15 protein-coding genes are annotated in these 15792 nt (G+C 63.3%); 6 read left to right on the top strand and 9 right to left on the bottom strand.

The genetic code is table 11. From position 1 onward, the window contains the following. Positions 1–2 precede the first annotated feature (2 nt). The 3 genes from PYR64_RS15830 (at position 3) to PYR64_RS15820 (ending at position 3469) form a co-directional block, all read left to right on the top strand. Positions 3–662 (top strand): methionine ABC transporter permease, encoded by a 660-nt coding sequence (locus PYR64_RS15830; RefSeq protein ID WP_039242913.1) that lies wholly within the window; start codon positions 3–5, stop codon positions 660–662. A gap of 22 nt (positions 663–684) precedes the next feature. Then, a complete protein-coding gene (locus PYR64_RS15825; protein WP_275776228.1) occupies positions 685–1845 on the top strand; it encodes an LLM class flavin-dependent oxidoreductase in 1161 nt (386 codons plus the stop codon). A gap of 88 nt (positions 1846–1933) precedes the next feature. After that, complete coding sequence (locus tag PYR64_RS15820) at positions 1934–3469, top strand: MFS transporter (RefSeq protein ID WP_275776226.1); 1536 nt, start codon at positions 1934–1936, stop codon at positions 3467–3469. Here the strand turns inward: PYR64_RS15820 and PYR64_RS15815 are convergent. Together PYR64_RS15815 and PYR64_RS15810 are read right to left on the bottom strand one after the other, a co-directional pair. Beyond that, positions 3433–3876: a rhodanese-like domain-containing protein gene (locus PYR64_RS15815; RefSeq protein ID WP_275776225.1), complete on the bottom strand. Its 444-nt coding sequence runs from the start codon at positions 3874–3876 to the stop codon at positions 3433–3435. The two genes, PYR64_RS15820 and PYR64_RS15815, sit on opposite strands and share 37 nt — an antisense overlap. Positions 3877–3930: 54 nt before the next feature. Continuing rightward, positions 3931–5067, bottom strand: a complete 1137-nt coding sequence (locus PYR64_RS15810; protein WP_275776223.1) for an LLM class flavin-dependent oxidoreductase — start codon at positions 5065–5067, stop codon at positions 3931–3933. 345 nt (positions 5068–5412) lie between these two features. On the opposite strand from PYR64_RS15810, the gene PYR64_RS15805 reads away from it, so the two are divergent. Further along, positions 5413–7443, top strand: a complete 2031-nt coding sequence (locus tag PYR64_RS15805; RefSeq protein WP_275776221.1) for a rhamnogalacturonan lyase — start codon at positions 5413–5415, stop codon at positions 7441–7443. 73 nt (positions 7444–7516) lie between these two features. Here PYR64_RS15805 and PYR64_RS15800 read toward each other — a convergent pair whose 3' ends face one another. From PYR64_RS15800 to PYR64_RS15785, 4 genes are all read right to left on the bottom strand, one after another. Next, positions 7517–8170, bottom strand: a complete 654-nt coding sequence (locus tag PYR64_RS15800) for an SRPBCC family protein (protein ID WP_275776219.1) — start codon at positions 8168–8170, stop codon at positions 7517–7519. A gap of 99 nt (positions 8171–8269) precedes the next feature. After that, on the bottom strand, positions 8270–9502 hold the full coding sequence (locus PYR64_RS15795; protein WP_039242906.1) for an amidohydrolase family protein: 1233 nt from the start codon (positions 9500–9502) through the stop codon (positions 8270–8272). A 1-nt stretch (position 9503) separates the two neighbouring features. Continuing rightward, positions 9504–10013: a GAF domain-containing protein gene (locus PYR64_RS15790; protein ID WP_275776217.1), complete on the bottom strand. Its 510-nt coding sequence runs from the start codon at positions 10011–10013 to the stop codon at positions 9504–9506. After that, positions 10010–11404: an MFS transporter gene (locus tag PYR64_RS15785; protein WP_064722704.1), complete on the bottom strand. Its 1395-nt coding sequence runs from the start codon at positions 11402–11404 to the stop codon at positions 10010–10012. The genes PYR64_RS15790 and PYR64_RS15785 overlap by 4 nt, the downstream gene beginning before the upstream one ends. A 108-nt stretch (positions 11405–11512) precedes the next feature. Between PYR64_RS15785 and PYR64_RS15780 the strand changes: the two genes are divergently transcribed. Both PYR64_RS15780 and PYR64_RS15775 read left to right on the top strand, forming a co-directional pair. Beyond that, positions 11513–12391 carry a MurR/RpiR family transcriptional regulator gene (locus tag PYR64_RS15780; RefSeq protein WP_082924656.1) on the top strand — a complete coding sequence of 293 codons (879 nt, stop codon included), beginning with the start codon at positions 11513–11515 and terminating at the stop codon, positions 12389–12391. A 50-nt stretch (positions 12392–12441) separates the two neighbouring features. Beyond that, a complete protein-coding gene (locus tag PYR64_RS15775; protein WP_039242904.1) occupies positions 12442–13020 on the top strand; it encodes an adenylate kinase in 579 nt (192 codons plus the stop codon). A gap of 136 nt (positions 13021–13156) precedes the next feature. Here the strand turns inward: PYR64_RS15775 and PYR64_RS15770 are convergent, their stop codons facing one another. From PYR64_RS15770 to PYR64_RS15760, 3 genes are read right to left on the bottom strand one after another with little or no spacing between them, the layout of a single operon-like run. Beyond that, entirely contained in the window at positions 13157–13729 is a 573-nt protein-coding gene (locus PYR64_RS15770) for a flavin reductase family protein (protein WP_039242903.1), read from the bottom strand. 2 nt (positions 13730–13731) lie between these two features. Continuing rightward, entirely contained in the window at positions 13732–14778 is a 1047-nt protein-coding gene (locus tag PYR64_RS15765) for a methionine synthase (RefSeq protein ID WP_189076647.1), read from the bottom strand. 20 nt (positions 14779–14798) lie between these two features. Continuing rightward, entirely contained in the window at positions 14799–15791 is a 993-nt protein-coding gene (locus PYR64_RS15760; protein ID WP_039242901.1) for a DUF1852 domain-containing protein, read from the bottom strand. Between the last annotated feature and the right edge of the window lies 1 nt (position 15792).

The raw sequence follows: 15792 nt of genomic DNA, 5'->3' as shown, positions 1-15792 counted from the left end.
CCATGACCGACTGGACAACCCTCCTGCCCGTCCTGGGCGAATCATTCCAACAGACCATCTACATGGTGGTCATCACCGTATTGCTGAGCGGCGCGGCCGGGCTGGCACTGGGCGTCACTCTCTACGCCACCAGGCCGGGAAACCTGTTCGCCAACAGGGCCGTGTTCTCGTTCCTGAACTTCCTGGTGAACATCATCAGGCCCATCCCGTTCATCATCTTCATCACGGCCATCGCTCCGCTGACGCTGATCGTCATGGGAACCACCATCGGCACCACCGCGGCGATCCTGCCGATGGCGCTGATGGCCGGTGTGGTGATCGGGCGGGTTGTGGAGCAGAACCTAGTGGCGTCCGATCCCGGTGTGGTGGAAGCCGCGCGGGCCATGGGTGACAGCCGGCTGCACATCCTGTGGTCAGTGGTGATCCCGGAATCGCTGGCGCCGCTGATCCTGGGCTACACGTTCATGATCATCGCGATCGTGGACATGTCCGCCATGGCCGGGTACATCGGCGGCGGCGGGCTGGGCAATTTCGCCATCATGTACGGCTACCAGCAGTTCAACTGGGAGGTCACGTTGGTGACTGTCCTGATCATCATCGTTATGGTGCAGGCCGCGCAGTTGCTGGGCAACTTCCTGGCCCAGCGCATCCTTCGCCGCTAAATCTTCCCTCAGGAGAACCACAATGCCTATCGAATTCCTCGGCATGGGTGCCGGCAACGACTCCACGGAGACTTGGCCAGCTACCACGCCCTTCTTTGACCCGGAGTATGCAGCCCGCATTGCGAGGATCCACGAGGACAACAACTGGGACCACGTCCTGTTCGCCTACAACTCCAGTACGCAGGATCCTTCCATCCACGCGGCGTGGGTTGCAGCGAACACTGAACGGATCCAGCTGCGCCTGGCGCACCGGCCCAACGTCTCGCATCCAACGTTCGCGGCCCGGTCCTTCCTGACACTGGACCACATTGCGCGGGGACGGTTGACCGTTCACTTCATCACCGGCGGAAGCCAGGCGGACCAAGCCAGGGAGGGTGATTTCCTGGCAAAGGACGCCCGGTATGGCCGGACGCAGGAGTACATGCAGATCGTGCGGCGGGCGTGGTCCGGCGACTCCTTCGACTGGGACGGAGAGCATTACCGCTTTGAAAACTTTGCCTCTGGTTTGGGGCCCTTTGCCGGAAAGCGTCCGGGGATTTCCTTTGGTGGGTCTTCCGAGGCTGCCTGGTCAGTAGGCGCCGCCGAGGCGGATATCTATGCGCTGTTCGGTGAACCGCTGGCCGACGCCGCATCGCAGCAGGAGCAGATCCTTGCGCGGGCTGCTGCGCTCGGGCGGACCGAGCCGTTGCGCTGGCAGATCGCGTTCCGGCCCATTGTTGCTGCCACCGATGAGTTGGCGTGGGAAAAGGCACATGGCGTCCTTGGGACGTTCCAGGCCCGGCGGTCAGCGGGTGAGGTGATCGATCCTGTTCGCCACTACAACCAGAAGCCGGAGGCTGCCGGGACCCAGCGCTTGCTGGCGGCGGCTGAGCGCGGCGATCTACACGACCGCGCCTTGTGGACGGCCCTCGCCAAGGCCGCTGGTGGGGGAGGAGGAAGCGCGACGGCGTTGGTCGGCTCTTATGACACCGTCACCCAGGCGATCCTGGACTATCACGAGCTTGGGTTTGAGATCTTCGGACTCCGTGGCTACGACTTCGTCCCGGATGCCCTCGAGTTTGGCCGGCACGTCATTCCGCAGTTGAAGCAGGAGGTTGCGCATCGGGAGAAGAGCCGCACCGCCGAGGAAATCCGGGCAGGCCAAGCCGCTTCCCGGGCACGGGTCCTCTCGGTGGCTTCCTGACCCGCTTTGACATTCACATGCCCCCAAATTAACCATTTCTGGTTGTTTTTCGGGCCAACTTGAGGCAAAGAGGGGCGGGAAGGAACGCATGACCGGCCACGGAAATCACGCTAAACGTGCCGCTCTATGGCTTTGCCTGGGCGCCGGATTCATCACGCTGTTGGACCAGTCAATGTTCGTGCTTGCGGTTCCCGCGATGTCCGTTTCCCTGCATGCCGACTCAGGCTCGGTGCAATGGATCCTTGCCAGTTACTCCTTGGCGTTCGGCGTCGCGTTGGTTCCCGCGGGCAGGCTCGGAGACATCGTGGGACGGCGCACGCTCTTTATCGCGGGTATTGCAGTCTTCGGAGCGTCGAGCTTGTTGGGTGGGCTGGCCTCGGACCCATCTTTGGTCATCATCGCGCGGCTCCTCCAAGGTCTCGGCGCAGGCACCCTGAATCCGCAAGTGCTTGGCCTCCTGCAGGACATCTACTCGGGACATGACCGCGCGAAAGCGCTGGGTGCCTATGCTGCCGCAGGCGGTTCCGCCGCGGTCTGTGGCCCGCTGATCGGCGGACTTGTCTTGTCCGTGGGCGACCCCGCGATCGGATGGCGGATCCTGTTCCTCGCGAATGTTCCCTTGGTACTGGTCCTGGTGCCGCTTGCGTTCAGGCTCCTGCCACATTCGGCCAGACGGCCCGAAACCGCGAAGCCCTCCATCGACGTCCTGGGCGCCCTGTTGCTCGGCGGAGTGGTGATCGCTTCCCTCATCCCGACGATTTACGGTGCGGGCATTATTGCCGTGACGTCGCTGGCAATCGGGGCCGGCGCGCTGCTGGCTTTCGCCGGCTGGGAGATTCTCTACCACCGGCGCGGCCGAACCCCGTTGCTCAGTGCCTCGTTGGTGAAATCCAAGGGCTACACCTTGGGCACGGTGGTGGCGCTCTGCCAGTTCGGCGTCGGCGCCGGAATGGCCGCGGTGACCGCCTTCTACTTCCTCTCCGGGACAGGGATGGCGCCGTTGGCAGCTGCAGCCATTCTCGCGCCGCAAGCAGCCGGGATGTTGTTGGCGTCAAGCTTCAGTTGGCGATTCGTAGCCCGGTACGGGCGCGCCGGAATCGTCTACGCACTGGTAGGCAGCCTGGCTTGCCTGATTGCCAAGGACCTTTTCGTGCAAATGCTCGACGGCGGGACAGCGGCTCTCGCGGTAGCCGCCGTCGGGCTTGCCCAAGGTGTGGCCACCGGGCTGGTGGTTGCTCCGAACCAGACACTCACGCTTGCGCATGCACCTGCCGGCACGGCCGGAGTGGCGGCAGGCTTCTACCAACTCAGCCAACGTTTCGCGGCGGCACTGTGTTCGGCCGCTGCCGCTGGGATGTTCCTGCAAGCGTACGGCGCGGCCACCGGTGAAGCCTCCAAGGATGCGTTCCACCAGGGCATCGTGATGTGCTGCATTTTGCTTGGTGTTGCCCTGCTTGCCGGCGGACTGGACTGGCTGCGCGAGGCGCGGGACCGCAGAAACGCACGTGCCGTCGTCGTGACTTCCGGGAAGGAAGCCTCGACGACGGCGGTGGTGCTGACGCCGGAAGGCCCGACGGCGGCATGTACTCAGCGCCCGGAAGCCCCCGAACCGGTGGACGCCTGAGCTGTGTCTACGGCCGGCACGGCTTCGACGGGCGGTGTGGTGGGAACACCGGCGTCGCGCAGGGCCGGGAAGCCGCCGTCCACGTGGACGGCGTTGGCGTAGCCGAGGACTTTGAGCCTCTGCGCGACGGGACGTGAACCGTTCACGGAGCCGCAGAACACCACGATTTTCTGGTCGGTGCCGCTGACCTGGGCAAGGCGGTGCGCGGATTCGGGGCTGAAGTCTTCCTCAACGTGCTCGCGGTTGACCACTACGGCACCGGGGACTGCGCCGGTGCTGGCGCGCCCGCCTTCGCTGCGGACATCGATCAGGAGGGCGCCTTCTTCGATGAGTTTGGCCGCGGCATCGGCGGTGATCAGCTGGGTGTCTTCTTGTACTGAATCCTGGACTGTGGTTTCGATGGACATGGTGCTCCTTTTGTAGGTGGTGGACGTGTTGGTGGTGGTTGGAAAATCGGAAAGTCAGAGGCCCCAGGCTTCGGCCAGCAGTTGGTAGGAGTTCTGCCGGTCGACAGGGTCATGGGCGATGGTGGTGATGAGCAGTTCCTGGGCGCCCGTGGCCCGCTGCAGAGTGCGTAGCTTGTCGCTGACCTGGTGTGGGTCCCCCACCAACCGGGTGTCCACGCGGTCTTTGACAAGGTCCTCGGCTTCAGCGTCCCAGGGAAGATCCAGGGCATCGTCCGGCGAGGGGTAGGGGATGGCGCCCTGGCCGCTGCGGATACCGTAAACCCACTGGGCGTAGCCGCGGGCGAGTCGCTGTGCTTGATGTTCGTCCGGGGCCACCAACACGTCTGCCGAGACAATCACGTACGGTTCCTGCAAGATGGCGGACGGTTCGAAGTGGGCGCGGTACTCGGCGATGGAGTCCAGCACGCCCGCAGGCGCAACGTGATAGTTCGCACCGAAGGGCAGGCCCAGTTTTCCCGCTAACCGTGCGCTTGGCCCGGCTGTTGAGCCGTGGACCCAGAACTGCGGCGCCTGTCCCAGAGCCGGTGTAGCCGTGACTTCCTCGCCGTGTTTCGTTCGGTAGTTTCCCGTGAAGAACCCGATGATGTCCTGGACGTCGTTCTCGAAGTTGTCCGTGTCCCCGGGGAAGCGGCCCAGCAGTTCACCTTGCAAGCGGAATTTCCTGGGAAGGACGGCGCCGAAGATGGGGCGCGGCGAAGGAATCAGCAAACCGTCAACCACGCGATCGCCGGGTGTGTCCGTAGGGGGAACTACTCCAGGAGCCGGTTCGCTGGGCGACTTCGGTGGGCCGGAGCGACCAAAGCCAAGGTCCACACGGTCCGGGAACACGGCGGCGAGCGTGCCGATGCTCTCCGCAATCTGGAGCGGCCTGTAATTCCCCAACAGGGTGGCCGCCGTGCCGACACGGATGGTCGTGGTGGCCGACGCAACCAAACCGGCCAGGATATGCGGGGCAGAACCGGCAACGCCTGTGTTGAGGTGATGTTCTGCGAGCCAGTAGCGCGAGTAGCCGGAAGCTTCGGCGGAGGCGGCAAGCGCGATGGTGCTGCGCAGCGCCTCGCCCGGTGTCTGCCCGGCAGAAACCGGGCTCAGGTCGAGGACGGACAAGGGAGTGACTGAAGGCTTCGGCATGGCACGACACTACGGAGCGCAGTGCCCCGGCCAAAGCCGATCCGTCACCCCGCTCAACCGGGCTAAATCCGGCGAAATCCGACGAAACGGACCGTCACGGAGGGCTCACAGATGCACATGGAGCAACGGACAAATTCGAACATTTCGCACCGAAGCCGCACAGTCATTTCCTGTTAAACCCTTGACCGGATGGTTGCGGCGCTGGTAAACCTTGTTGGCGGAAAGCGTTTTCTCGCATCGATCACTTCACTCGCTCATATGCGGAGAGATTGCTTGGCGCCGAGTGAAACGTTCCAAAAATGTGCGTGCAGACCCCCTGCCGCCCAGCATCAAAGGAGATGTTCTTTGGCTCACACCTCGAAATGTTCCTACCCCACCGCCCGTCGTCATGCGCGGAGGGCAGTTCCACTGGCGGCCTCTGCCTCCCTGGCTGCCGCCGCCATCGCGCTGACAGGCGTCCCGCTTGCCCAAGCAGCTCCCGCCCAACTCCCGCAGTCAGCGCAAACCGGACTTCCCGCCGTCGTGCCTGCCGCCAAGGACCCCGCTTCGCTGAAGCGCCAAGTGGAAAACCTGGACCGCGCACCCGTAGCCGTCCTGACGGATCAGGGCGTCACAGTGAGCTGGCGTATGCTCGGCCTGGACAAAGAAAGTGTCGGCTTCCAGGTTCTGCGCGACGGCGTCAACATCACCCCCGAACCCCTGCGCAACGCCACGATGTTCGTTGACCCGGACGGGACGGCGCAGTCCAGCTACGTGATCAAGACCGTCGGCAACGGCCAGGGCCGGGACAAGCTGACCGAGGCGGTCACGCCCCTGGCGCAGAACTACCTGGCCATCAAGCTGGACAAGCCGGCCGACGGTGTGACGCCCGACGGCAAGCCCTACACCTACTCGGCCAACGACGCCACCGTGGCAGACCTCGACGGCGACGGCAAGTACGAGGTTATTCAGACGTGGGCGCCATCCAACGCGAAGGACAACTCGCAATCCGGTTACACGGGCAACGTCTACGTGGATGCCTACAAACTGGACGGAACCAAGCTGTGGCGCATCGATCTGGGGCGCAACATTCGCGCCGGCGCACACTACACGCAGGTCCTCGCGTACGACTTCGACGGCGACGGCAAGGCCGAGGTCTCGTTCAAGACGGCGGACGGCACGACGGACGCGGCGGGAACGGTGATCGGCAACGCCAACGCCGACTACCGCAACAGTGCCGGCTACGTCTTGTCCGGTCCCGAGTTCCTCACGGTCTTCAAGGGCGAGACTGGAACGATCATGGACACCGTCGCTTACGAGCCGGCCCGGGGCCCGGTGGCAGGGTGGGGCGACAATTACGGCAACCGCGTTGACCGCTTCCTCGCAGCCGTGGCATATCTCGACGGCGAACACCCCTCGCTGATGTTCAGCCGCGGCTACTACACCCGCACAGTGCTGGTGACCTACGACCTCGTCAACGGAAAACTCGTGAAACGCTGGACCTTCGATTCCAACCAGGCCGGGGACGAGTACAAGGGGCAAGGCAACCACAACCTCTCCGTCGCGGACGTGGACCAGGACGGCAAGGATGAGTTCGTCTTCGGCTCAATGACCATCGATGACAACGGCCAGCCGCTGTACAACACCAAGCTCGGTCATGGCGACGCGATCCACACCGGCGACCTCGACCCGTCCAGGCCGGGGCTGGAGACATTTGCCGTCCACGAAAGCATGGGGCAAAGCGGCAACCGTGGAGCGACCTTCCGGGATGCTGCTACGGGTGAAATTCTCTGGAGCATCCCTGCCGTCAAGGACACCGGCCGTGGTGCAGCGGGTGACATCGATCCCCGCTATGAAGGGGCCGAGGGCTGGGCCGTGGGTGGTTCCGCCGCCTGGGACTCGCCGGTGGGCCAGCTGAGGTCGGCCAAGGGTGAGCTGATCTCCGAGAACATTCCCGCCGCCAACTTCCTGGCTTGGTGGGACGGGGACCTGCTCCGCGAGATCGTTGACCACGACTACGATGCAACGGTCTCCCGTGGCGTCCCCACCATCTCCAAGTGGAACTGGGAAACCGAAACCAGCGACCGCCTCCTGACGGCAGACGGTGCCCGCAGCAACAACACCACCAAGGGCAACCCGTCCATCCAGGCCGACATCCTGGGTGACTGGCGCGAGGAGATCGCCTGGCCGTCCACGGACAGCACCGAACTCAGGATCTACACCACCACGGCTCCCACCGAGGTTCGCCTGCGCACGCTGATGCACGACACCGTCTACCGCACGGCTGTTGCACGTGAGAATGTGGCGTACAACCAGCCGCCGCACCCGGGCTTCTTCATCGGTGAGGGGATGCAGGCCCCGGCGGCGCCCGCCGTCGTCTACACCGGCACCAAGTAGAACAACGCGGGGTTACTTATGGCCTTTGGGATACCCCCTATGGGCCGTAAGTAACCCCGCTTGCTTTCTCCGGTCAGTGCTGGCCGAGGGTGCCACCCAGTGGAGGGATGGCTCCGGGGTCGTCCCCGTCCCTGCGTTCGGCCTTGCTTTGGGTATCGCTTTCGGCGGTGCCATCCGAGTCTCCATCGACGTCCGCCAACCCGTTGGTCTGGTCGAACGGGTGGTTGATGGGGTCGATAACCGGTGTGGTGTTTGTGGTGTCGGTTCCTGTGGTGTTTGTGGTGCCGGTTCCCGCGGCGCCGGTCTCCGGTGCCTGCTTTTCGATGTACTCCTTGAACTTCTTCAAGTCTGACTCAGCCTGCCTCTCAACAATGTGCAACTTGTCCCCCAGGTATTCCAAGACGCCGTGGGGTTCGTATTCCAACGACAAGTGCAGGGAAGTCTGGCTGGGGCCGGCTTCCTTGAACTCCACCCACCCTGCGTTCTTGACACCCTCGACGGCGGCCCACGCCACGGCACGGTCCACGTCCTGCTGGACGATCCTGGCTTCCCACGTGCGGTGGACGCCTGCAATCTCGGCGACCCATTCAAGGCGGTCGTCGCCGAGCCGCGTCACTCGCTCCACTCCGCCCATGAAGTGCGGGAATTCCTCGAACTGTGTCCATTGCCTGTAGGCCGTACTGATCGGAACGTTGACCATGATTGTCTTGTTCACTTTCGTGGTCACTTTGTCCTCCTCCTGCTCGATTCGGTATTGATCAGCATGCTTACATTATCGGGCTTTTCGGAGGGGAAGAACAGGCCTGATGGCCCTCGGGAGCAGGCGCTAGGAGATCACCCGGCCGTTCTGGACCAGGTATTCGAGGTGCTCCGAAATATCGGCAAGCACGGAGATATCGGCCACCGGATCCGCGTCCAGGACCAGCATGTCCGCGTCGGCGCCCGGCGCCACCACGCCAAGTTCACCTGCGCGCTCAAGCAGCAGCGCCGCCGTCGTGGTGGCTGAGCGGATGGCGTCGATGGCGGGCTGGACCTTGCCCAACAGCCTGAACTGTTCGTTCTGGTGGCGGTGCATGCCGCCCAGAAGATCGGATCCGAAGGCCATCTTGACGCCTGCCTGGTGTGCACGCGAGATGGCTTCGAGTCCACTGGTGAGCACGGAGTCCACCTTGGCCCACATCTCCTCGGTGAGGCCGAATTCCTTGCCTTCTTCCTTCAACGCCCAGTAGGTCACCAGCGTGGGAACCAGGAAGGCGTCCTTCTCGAGGAAGAGCCGCAGGCTTTCGTCGTCCAGGAGGTTGCCGTGTTCGATCGAACGCACGCCGGCTTCCAGCGCGCGGTTGATGGCCCGGGCGGTGTAGGCGTGGGCTGCGACGTAGCGGTTGGCGGCCTCGGCCTCTTCCACTGCTGCCCGCATTTCCTCCATGGAATACTGCGTCGAGTCGATGCGGTCAGTGGGGGAGGAGACGCCGCCGGACGCCATGATCTTGATGTGGTGGGCGCCCTTGCGGATTTCGTCGCGGGCAGCGGCCCTGACGGCGTCTACGCCATCAGCCACCCGGCCGATGCCACAGCAGCCGCGGCCATTGGGATCATGATCTTCGCCGGGGAGCCGCATATCGCCGTGACCGCCGGTCTGGCTCAGCGCATGGCCGCAGAAGTGGATTTTCGGGCCTTCCAGCAGCCCCTCCTCCTGCGCCATGGCCAGCCCGAAGTCGGCGCCCGAGAGGTCACGGACAGTAGTAAAGCCGCGGCGCAGCATCTCTCCCATGATCCGGGCCGTCTGCGCGTAGACGTACGACGCCGGCGTGTAGGTCAGGGAACGGAAGTCGGCGCTTGACGCCACGACATGGACGTGGGCGTCGATGAGGCCCGGGATGACGAACTTCCCTGTGCCGTCGATGACCCGGGCGTTCGAAGGTGCCTCGGCGTTCGGTCCTACGCTGCTGATCTTTCCATCAACGCTCACGACGTCGGCAGTCGAGTAGGTGCCGGCGTCCACGTCCAGGACGCTGGCGTTGCGGATGACGAGGGCCGTGGTTTCAAGGGTGGTGCTCATGCTAAACGGTTTCCTTCCCGGGGACTTCGGGGTCTTCAGGTACTTCAGTGGGATGGGCTTCAAAGGCTTGGACCAGCGCGGGCAGGTTCGCGTTGATGACTTCGACGGCGGTGTCCACACTTTGCTGCGTGTACTTGCCTTCCGCATCAAGGAGCGCCAGGACGCCCACCACGTTGTTGTCGGGATCGAGGACCGGCACGTTGATCACGGCTCCGCAGCCGAGCTGCTGGATAAGTCCGGAGTCTGAAAAGACTTCGCGGAGTGCTGCCAGGTCAGGGGCAAGGAACGGCTTCTTTTCTTCGATGACGGTTCCCAGCCAGCCGGGGGAGATCTCGACGGTCTTCTCTCCGCCCACCGGGTATTCCGCGGGATGGCTGGTGAACAGCCGCTTCAGGCCGGAACGTTGCGGGATCCACTGCAATGCAGTGAACAGGATGACTCCCGGATCCTTCTGCAGGGAGGTGAAGGCCTCTTGGAACGTGGTGTCAGTCTTCATGGTGTTTCCGCTCATTTGCTCGCTGTTCCTGCCGCTGCCGGGTCATGTTCGGCTCGGGCGTTGATGTCTTCCAGCGACTTGCCCGCAGTGGAGGCGCCGAAGATCACGACGCCCAGGACGCCGATTGTCAGCACCACGGTGGTCATGGTGAACACTCCGCCGAAACCGAGGGAAGCCGCGAAGATTCCGATGATGGACGGGGCCAGGATGCTGCCGACGCGGCCCACAGCACTGGCAAGGCCAACGCCGGTGGCGCGCATCCAGGTGGGGAAGAGCTCCGGCGTGTAGGCGTAAACACCTGCGTAGGTGCCGTTCAGGAAGAAGGACAACGTTGCTGCGGCCACCAGGATCATGCCGGAATCGTTGGACTGGCTCAGCCAGAAGGCGCTGATGGCCGATCCCGCCAGGTAGAGGGCGATGGTGTTTTTGCGGTCGATCCGGTCACACAACCAGGCCGCCGAGAAGTAGCCGGGGATCTGTGCCAGGTAAATGAGGATGGAGAATTCGAAGCTCTTGGTGACCGTGATGCCACGGCCTACCAGCAACGTGGGAATCCAGGAGAAGAAGCCGTAGTAGGAGAACGTGATGACGAACCAGATCAACCAGATCACCGCGGTCCGGCGGCGCATTGCCTTGGACCACATGAATTTCAGGGCATTCCAGACACTGATCTTTTGCTCGTGCTTGGTGATCTCTTCTTCCGCGGATGGCAAGGGCTCCAAGGGCTTCCCGGTGGCTTTCACTACGCTCTGCTCAAAGCGATCCACAACTGCGGTTGCCTCTGCGATGCGTCCGCGGCTGATGAGGAAGCGGGGGGATTCGGGCAGGCTGCGACGCCACCAGAGCAGGAGGAGGATGGGAACGGCAGTGATGACCTGCGCCCAGCGCCAGCCATCCTCGCCCATCGGAACCACGAACCGGCCGATGAGTGCGGCAGCCACGAAGCCGAAGGAGAAGAAGCCGGCCAGGGTTCCAATGAACCAGCCGCGGCGCTTGGGAGGGATGAACTCGGAGAGGAAGGGGGCGATGATCACGCTTTCAGCGCCGGCCCCCAATCCTGCAAAGATCCGTGCAATCAGGAAGATTTCGAAGTTGGGGGCCATGGCCGCGACGATCGACATGAGGCAGTAGAAGGCAAGAGCCCACAACATGACCTTCTTGCGGCCGAAGCGGTCACCCATCCAACCGGCCAGGATTGCGCCGAAGAAGAAGCCGAACGGGGCCGCGGAGCCAACCAATCCGAGGCTGGCGGTGCTGAGGCCCCATAGTTCCTGGATGCGCGGGAGCAGGAAGGCGACTACTGCACCGTCCATGCCGTCGAACGAGTAGCCGAGGCCTCCGATAAGGAGAAGCTTGTAGTGTGGTCGACTGAGAGCCAGACGATCCAAGCGTGCTGTGAGAGACATGGTGATTCCTGCCAAAGTGGGCCAAGTTGTACATTTTTAGGAATATGCACGGATCTGTGCAGAAGCGATGTATCGAAGTTACGGCCAAAGTGTGAGGTAGGTCAATAGGTGGAAGAAGATTTCGACTCGTCAACGTTGACCGAGTGGTTGGACAGCCGTGTCCAAGGGCGGAAGCTCGCGGCACGCCAATTGCAAGTCATTGGCATCCTCCGATCCCAGCCACGGCTTGCGTCCTACGGCTCTGTCAGCGACATCGCCGGGGCTGCCGCCTCGAATGCCTCCACGGTGACAAGAACCGCGCAAACACTGGGATTCAAGGGGTGGGCAGACTTCCAATTCGAGCTGCGTTCACGCTTCCTGGCGTCCCTTAGCGCAGTGGAAGTTGCCGCCGAACACAACGGCCACATCAACAGCCCGGCACAGGCTGCAGTGTCCACGGATCGCGCCAACCTGGCCCACTTTGAGCGAACCCTGGATGCCAACACTCTTCATGACATTGCGCAGGCGATTGCCGGTGCACGGCAGACTTTCATCGTTGCAGCAGGCAGTTACGCCATCCCGGGCAAGGCGCTGGAACACAACGCGATCATCGCCGGCTACAACGTCCGGCTCCTCGATGCCGACGTCGCTGCCCTGACCAACGCCATTGCACGGCTTGGTGCAGAAGACCTCGTCATCGCGATCAGCCTTTGGAGGGTCTACGACAGCACCATGCGTGCTGTCGAGATCGCGCACAACCTGGGCACCCCCATCGCCTCCATCACGGACAGCGCAGGATCGCCGGTGGCAGTGCATGCTGATCATCGGATCGTGGTGCCTACGGAAGGCGCGGGATTCTTCCCATCCCTGACAGGTGCGGTATCCGCAGTCCAGGCGATCGCCGTCGAACTCGCCTCCCTGGACCGTGAGCGGTCCAACCAGAACATCGCTGCATCGGAGCGTACCTGGGACCAGATGCGGATCATGCACCCGCGCTCCAGCTCCTAGCGGGAGAGTAGTCTTGTAACCCCGGCCGCCTCTCGAAACGGACCAGTGTCATGGCGCGACTGATCATCATGGGCCCTCCAGGTTCCGGCAAAGGCACGCAGGCTGAGCACCTTGCGCGGCATTTCGGGATTCCCGCCATCTCCACGGGGGATCTGTTCCGCGCCCACGTCCGGGACAAAACCGAACTCGGGCTGGAAGCCAGTGCTTTCATGGACAAGGGCGAGTTCGTGCCGGACCACGTCACCACGGACATGCTCAAGCAGCGCATGGAGGAACCCGATGCTGCCGACGGCTTCCTGCTGGATGGCTACCCCCGGACTGTCATTCAGATCGGGGCCCTGGACGAGATGCTTGCAGCACGTGGCCAGCCCTTGGAAGTTGTCCTGGCGCTCACGGCCCCGGACGGCGAGTTGCTGGCCCGGATGCTCCGCCGTGCCCAAGAACAGGGTCGGAGCGATGATACCGAAGACGTGATCCAACGTCGGTTGGAGCTGTACCGCGAAGAGACCCAGCCGGTTTTGACGGCGTACACCAAGCGCGGGATTCTGTTGACCGTGGAGGGAACCGGCGAGCGGGAAAGCATTACGCGGGCCGCAATTGCCGCCGTTGAAGGGGCGCTGGCGGCTTAGCCCCAGGGGACCGCTTCGCGCGCAGTTCGACGACGGCGACCGCACCGCCGTCGACTTTAACGAGGACGACGGCGGGAGTTATGCTCCCGCCGTCGTCCGCCGTTCGGCCTGCTGCATTGCATTGTTGGCGCGGCGCTCAGCCTTCATGCTTGGAATGCTCGCCCAGGCGGTGCCATGAACGGTTGTGGTAGACCAGGGCGTCGCCGGATTCGCCCGCTTGGACGTCACGCATCACGCGGGACTCCAGGGCGTGAACGGCGATGATGCTGGAGGTCCCCACCTCCATGCGATTGATGACGGCGCAACGCACCCAGGCGCGCACATCGTCATACACCGCTTCTCCGGTTTCAAGGGTCGACCAGCGGTGCGTTTGGTCAAAGCGGTCGGCGCCGGGGGTGGCTCCAAACTTCGCCAAGTCGATGTCGTGCGCGTCCAGCAGGTGCACGACGACGGTTTCGGCGCGTGAAAGGACCTCAGAGGCAGAGGACAATGCCGAGACCGAGAAAATCAGCAACGGAGGTTCCGCACTCACTGACACGACCGACGACACCGTCAGCGCCACCGGTCCTTCGCCGGCATCCGCCGTGATGACGGCGACACCTCCCGGGTGGCCACGGAACAGTGCTTTGAATTCGTCGGCCGAGAGGGAGGACGGGAAGCTTTGCTTCGGAGCCCCGACCCACGTGTCCGGCGGGTAGGCGTGAAACATGGTTATGACACCTGGGCGGCGGAGCGGGCGAGTTCCTCGCGGATGATGTTCGTCCCTGCGCTGAGAGCGCTCAGCTTGGCCAGCGCGACGTCCCGGGGGAACGGCGCCATGCCGCAGTTCGAGCTGGGGATGAGCTTGTCCGCATCGACGAACTGCAGGGCCTTGCGGAGGGTGTCGGCGACCTCCTCCGGGGTCTCGATGGTCTCATTTGCGACGTCGATTGCCCCGAGCATGACTTTCTTGCCGCGGAGGAGCTCGATGAGGTCCATGGGCACGTGGGAGTTCTGGCACTCCAGCGAGATGATGTCGATGCTGGAATTCTGCAGCAGCGGGAACGATTCCTCGTACTGCCGCCACTGTGAGCCGAGCGTCGCCTTCCAGTCAGTATTCGCCTTGATCCCGTAGCCGTAGCAGATATGCACGGCGGTCTCCGCGCGCAGTCCCTCTGCCGCTCTCTCCAGGGCGGCCACGCCCCAGTCTTTGACCTCATCGAGGAAGACATTGAACGCGGGCTCGTCGAACTGGATGATGTCCACTCCGGCCGCCTCCAGTTCTTTCGCCTCCTCGTTCAGGATCGCGGCGAACTCCCAGGCCAGCTTCTCGCGGCTCTTGTAGTGGTCATCGTAGAGCGTGTCCACCATTGTCATTGGACCGGGAAGAGTCCATTTGATCGGCCGGTCGGTGGTTGCGCGGAGGAACTTTGCGTCTTCGACGAATACCGGCCGTTCACGGCGCACCGGTCCGACGACGGTCGGCACGCTCGCGTCGTAGCGGTCGCGGATGCGCACGGTCTTGCGCTGTTCGAAGTCGACCCCGCTGAGATGCTCGATGAAGGTAGTGACGAAGTGCTGGCGGGTTTGCTCGCCGTCGCTGACAATGTCGATGCCGCGCCGGGTCTGTTCCTGGATGGCGATGCGCAGGGCATCCTGCTTGCCTTCGAGCAGCGCATCTCCCTCCAGTTTCCACGGCGACCAAAGAGTCTCCGGCTGTGCGAGCCACGATGGTTTCGGCAGGCTTCCGACAACGGTGGTGGGCAAAAGTGTGTTCATGATTGACGTTTCTCCGGGGGTCAGTTGACGAGAGCGGGGTATTTGGCGGTCCACCGGTCCAACAGGTCCTTGTGGGGAGTGATGAAGTGCTCCTCCGTGTATTTCGCCTGCTTGACCGCGAGCTGACTGCGCTCGACGCGGTCGTAAGCGATCCGGGTCCGCGAGTAATCCTGTTCTCCCAGGCTCGGCTGGTAGATGGCGGCGGCGGCGGAGTTCGCGTTGTAGACCTCCGGGCGGTAGATCTTCTGGAACGTCTCCATGGTGCTGATCGTGCCGATGAGCTGCAGGTTGGAGTAGTCGTTGAGCAGGTCGCCGCGGAAATAGAAGGCGAGCGGCGCGACGCTGCCGGGCGGCATGAAGTAGCGGACCTGCAGCCCCATCTTTCCGAAGTACAGGTCGGTCAGCGAGAAGTCGTCCTGCTGGTACTCGACGCCCAGGACAGGGTGATGGTTTCCGGTGCGCCGGTATGTCTTGCTCGTGGAGACGCTGATGCAGACCACCGGCGGCTGCGGGAAGCGTTCCTGGCATTCCGGGGAATCGAGGAAGTGCTGGAACAGTTTGCCGTGAAGATCGCCGAAGTCTTCGGGAACGGTGGGCTTGCCTGAGTCGCCTGCTGCTGCCGGCAGTACGACGCTGAAGTCGAAGTCGCGGACGTAGGAGGAGAAGTTGTTTCCCACGATCCCTTGGTGACGGACCCCGTTCAGCTGGTCGACGATCTGGATGTCGAGAACCTCGAACAGGGGGAACTGCTGGTCCGTGGCTTCCGTGGGGAGCTGTATCTGTACGGAAACGATCTCAAGTTCGAGCGTGTAGCGGTCCCGGTGCGGGTTGTCCCAGGCTGCGAGATCGTTGAAGCGTCGCCGCATCATCGTCAAGGCGTTGCGGAGGTTCTCCTGGCGGTGCTCGCCCCGTGCCAGGTTGGCGAAATTCGTCGTGATCCGGGAGCCTTCCGACGGCGAGTAGTCCTCGTCGAAGCGGGTGGTGGTGATGCTGAAGCTGAAGTCGTCTGCCATG

It is taken from the genome of Paenarthrobacter sp. Y-19 (assembly GCF_029223985.1).
GTDB classification, from domain to species: domain Bacteria; phylum Actinomycetota; class Actinomycetes; order Actinomycetales; family Micrococcaceae; genus Arthrobacter; species Arthrobacter nicotinovorans.
The sequence above is the reverse complement of the archived record's forward strand: the minus strand, read 5'-3'. Positions and strand labels throughout refer to the sequence as shown.

What these genes read in the sequence shown, in the direction of transcription:
- PYR64_RS15830 (WP_039242913.1), top strand. Translation starts at nt 3, where the DNA reads ATGACCGACTGGACAACCCTCCTGCCCGTCCTGGGCGAATCATTCCAA.
- PYR64_RS15825 (WP_275776228.1), top strand. Translation starts at nt 685, where the DNA reads ATGCCTATCGAATTCCTCGGCATGGGTGCCGGCAACGACTCCACGGAG.
- PYR64_RS15820 (WP_275776226.1), top strand. Translation starts at nt 1,934, where the DNA reads ATGACCGGCCACGGAAATCACGCTAAACGTGCCGCTCTATGGCTTTGC.
- PYR64_RS15815 (WP_275776225.1), bottom strand. Translation starts at nt 3,876, where the DNA reads ATGTCCATCGAAACCACAGTCCAGGATTCAGTACAAGAAGACACCCAG.
- PYR64_RS15810 (WP_275776223.1), bottom strand. Translation starts at nt 5,067, where the DNA reads ATGCCGAAGCCTTCAGTCACTCCCTTGTCCGTCCTCGACCTGAGCCCG.
- PYR64_RS15795 (WP_039242906.1), bottom strand. Translation starts at nt 9,502, where the DNA reads ATGAGCACCACCCTTGAAACCACGGCCCTCGTCATCCGCAACGCCAGC.
- PYR64_RS15790 (WP_275776217.1), bottom strand. Translation starts at nt 10,013, where the DNA reads ATGAGCGGAAACACCATGAAGACTGACACCACGTTCCAAGAGGCCTTC.
- PYR64_RS15785 (WP_064722704.1), bottom strand. Translation starts at nt 11,404, where the DNA reads ATGTCTCTCACAGCACGCTTGGATCGTCTGGCTCTCAGTCGACCACAC.
- PYR64_RS15775 (WP_039242904.1), top strand. Translation starts at nt 12,442, where the DNA reads ATGGCGCGACTGATCATCATGGGCCCTCCAGGTTCCGGCAAAGGCACG.
- PYR64_RS15770 (WP_039242903.1), bottom strand. Translation starts at nt 13,729, where the DNA reads ATGTTTCACGCCTACCCGCCGGACACGTGGGTCGGGGCTCCGAAGCAA.
- PYR64_RS15765 (WP_189076647.1), bottom strand. Translation starts at nt 14,778, where the DNA reads ATGAACACACTTTTGCCCACCACCGTTGTCGGAAGCCTGCCGAAACCA.
- PYR64_RS15760 (WP_039242901.1), bottom strand. Translation starts at nt 15,791, where the DNA reads ATGGCAGACGACTTCAGCTTCAGCATCACCACCACCCGCTTCGACGAG.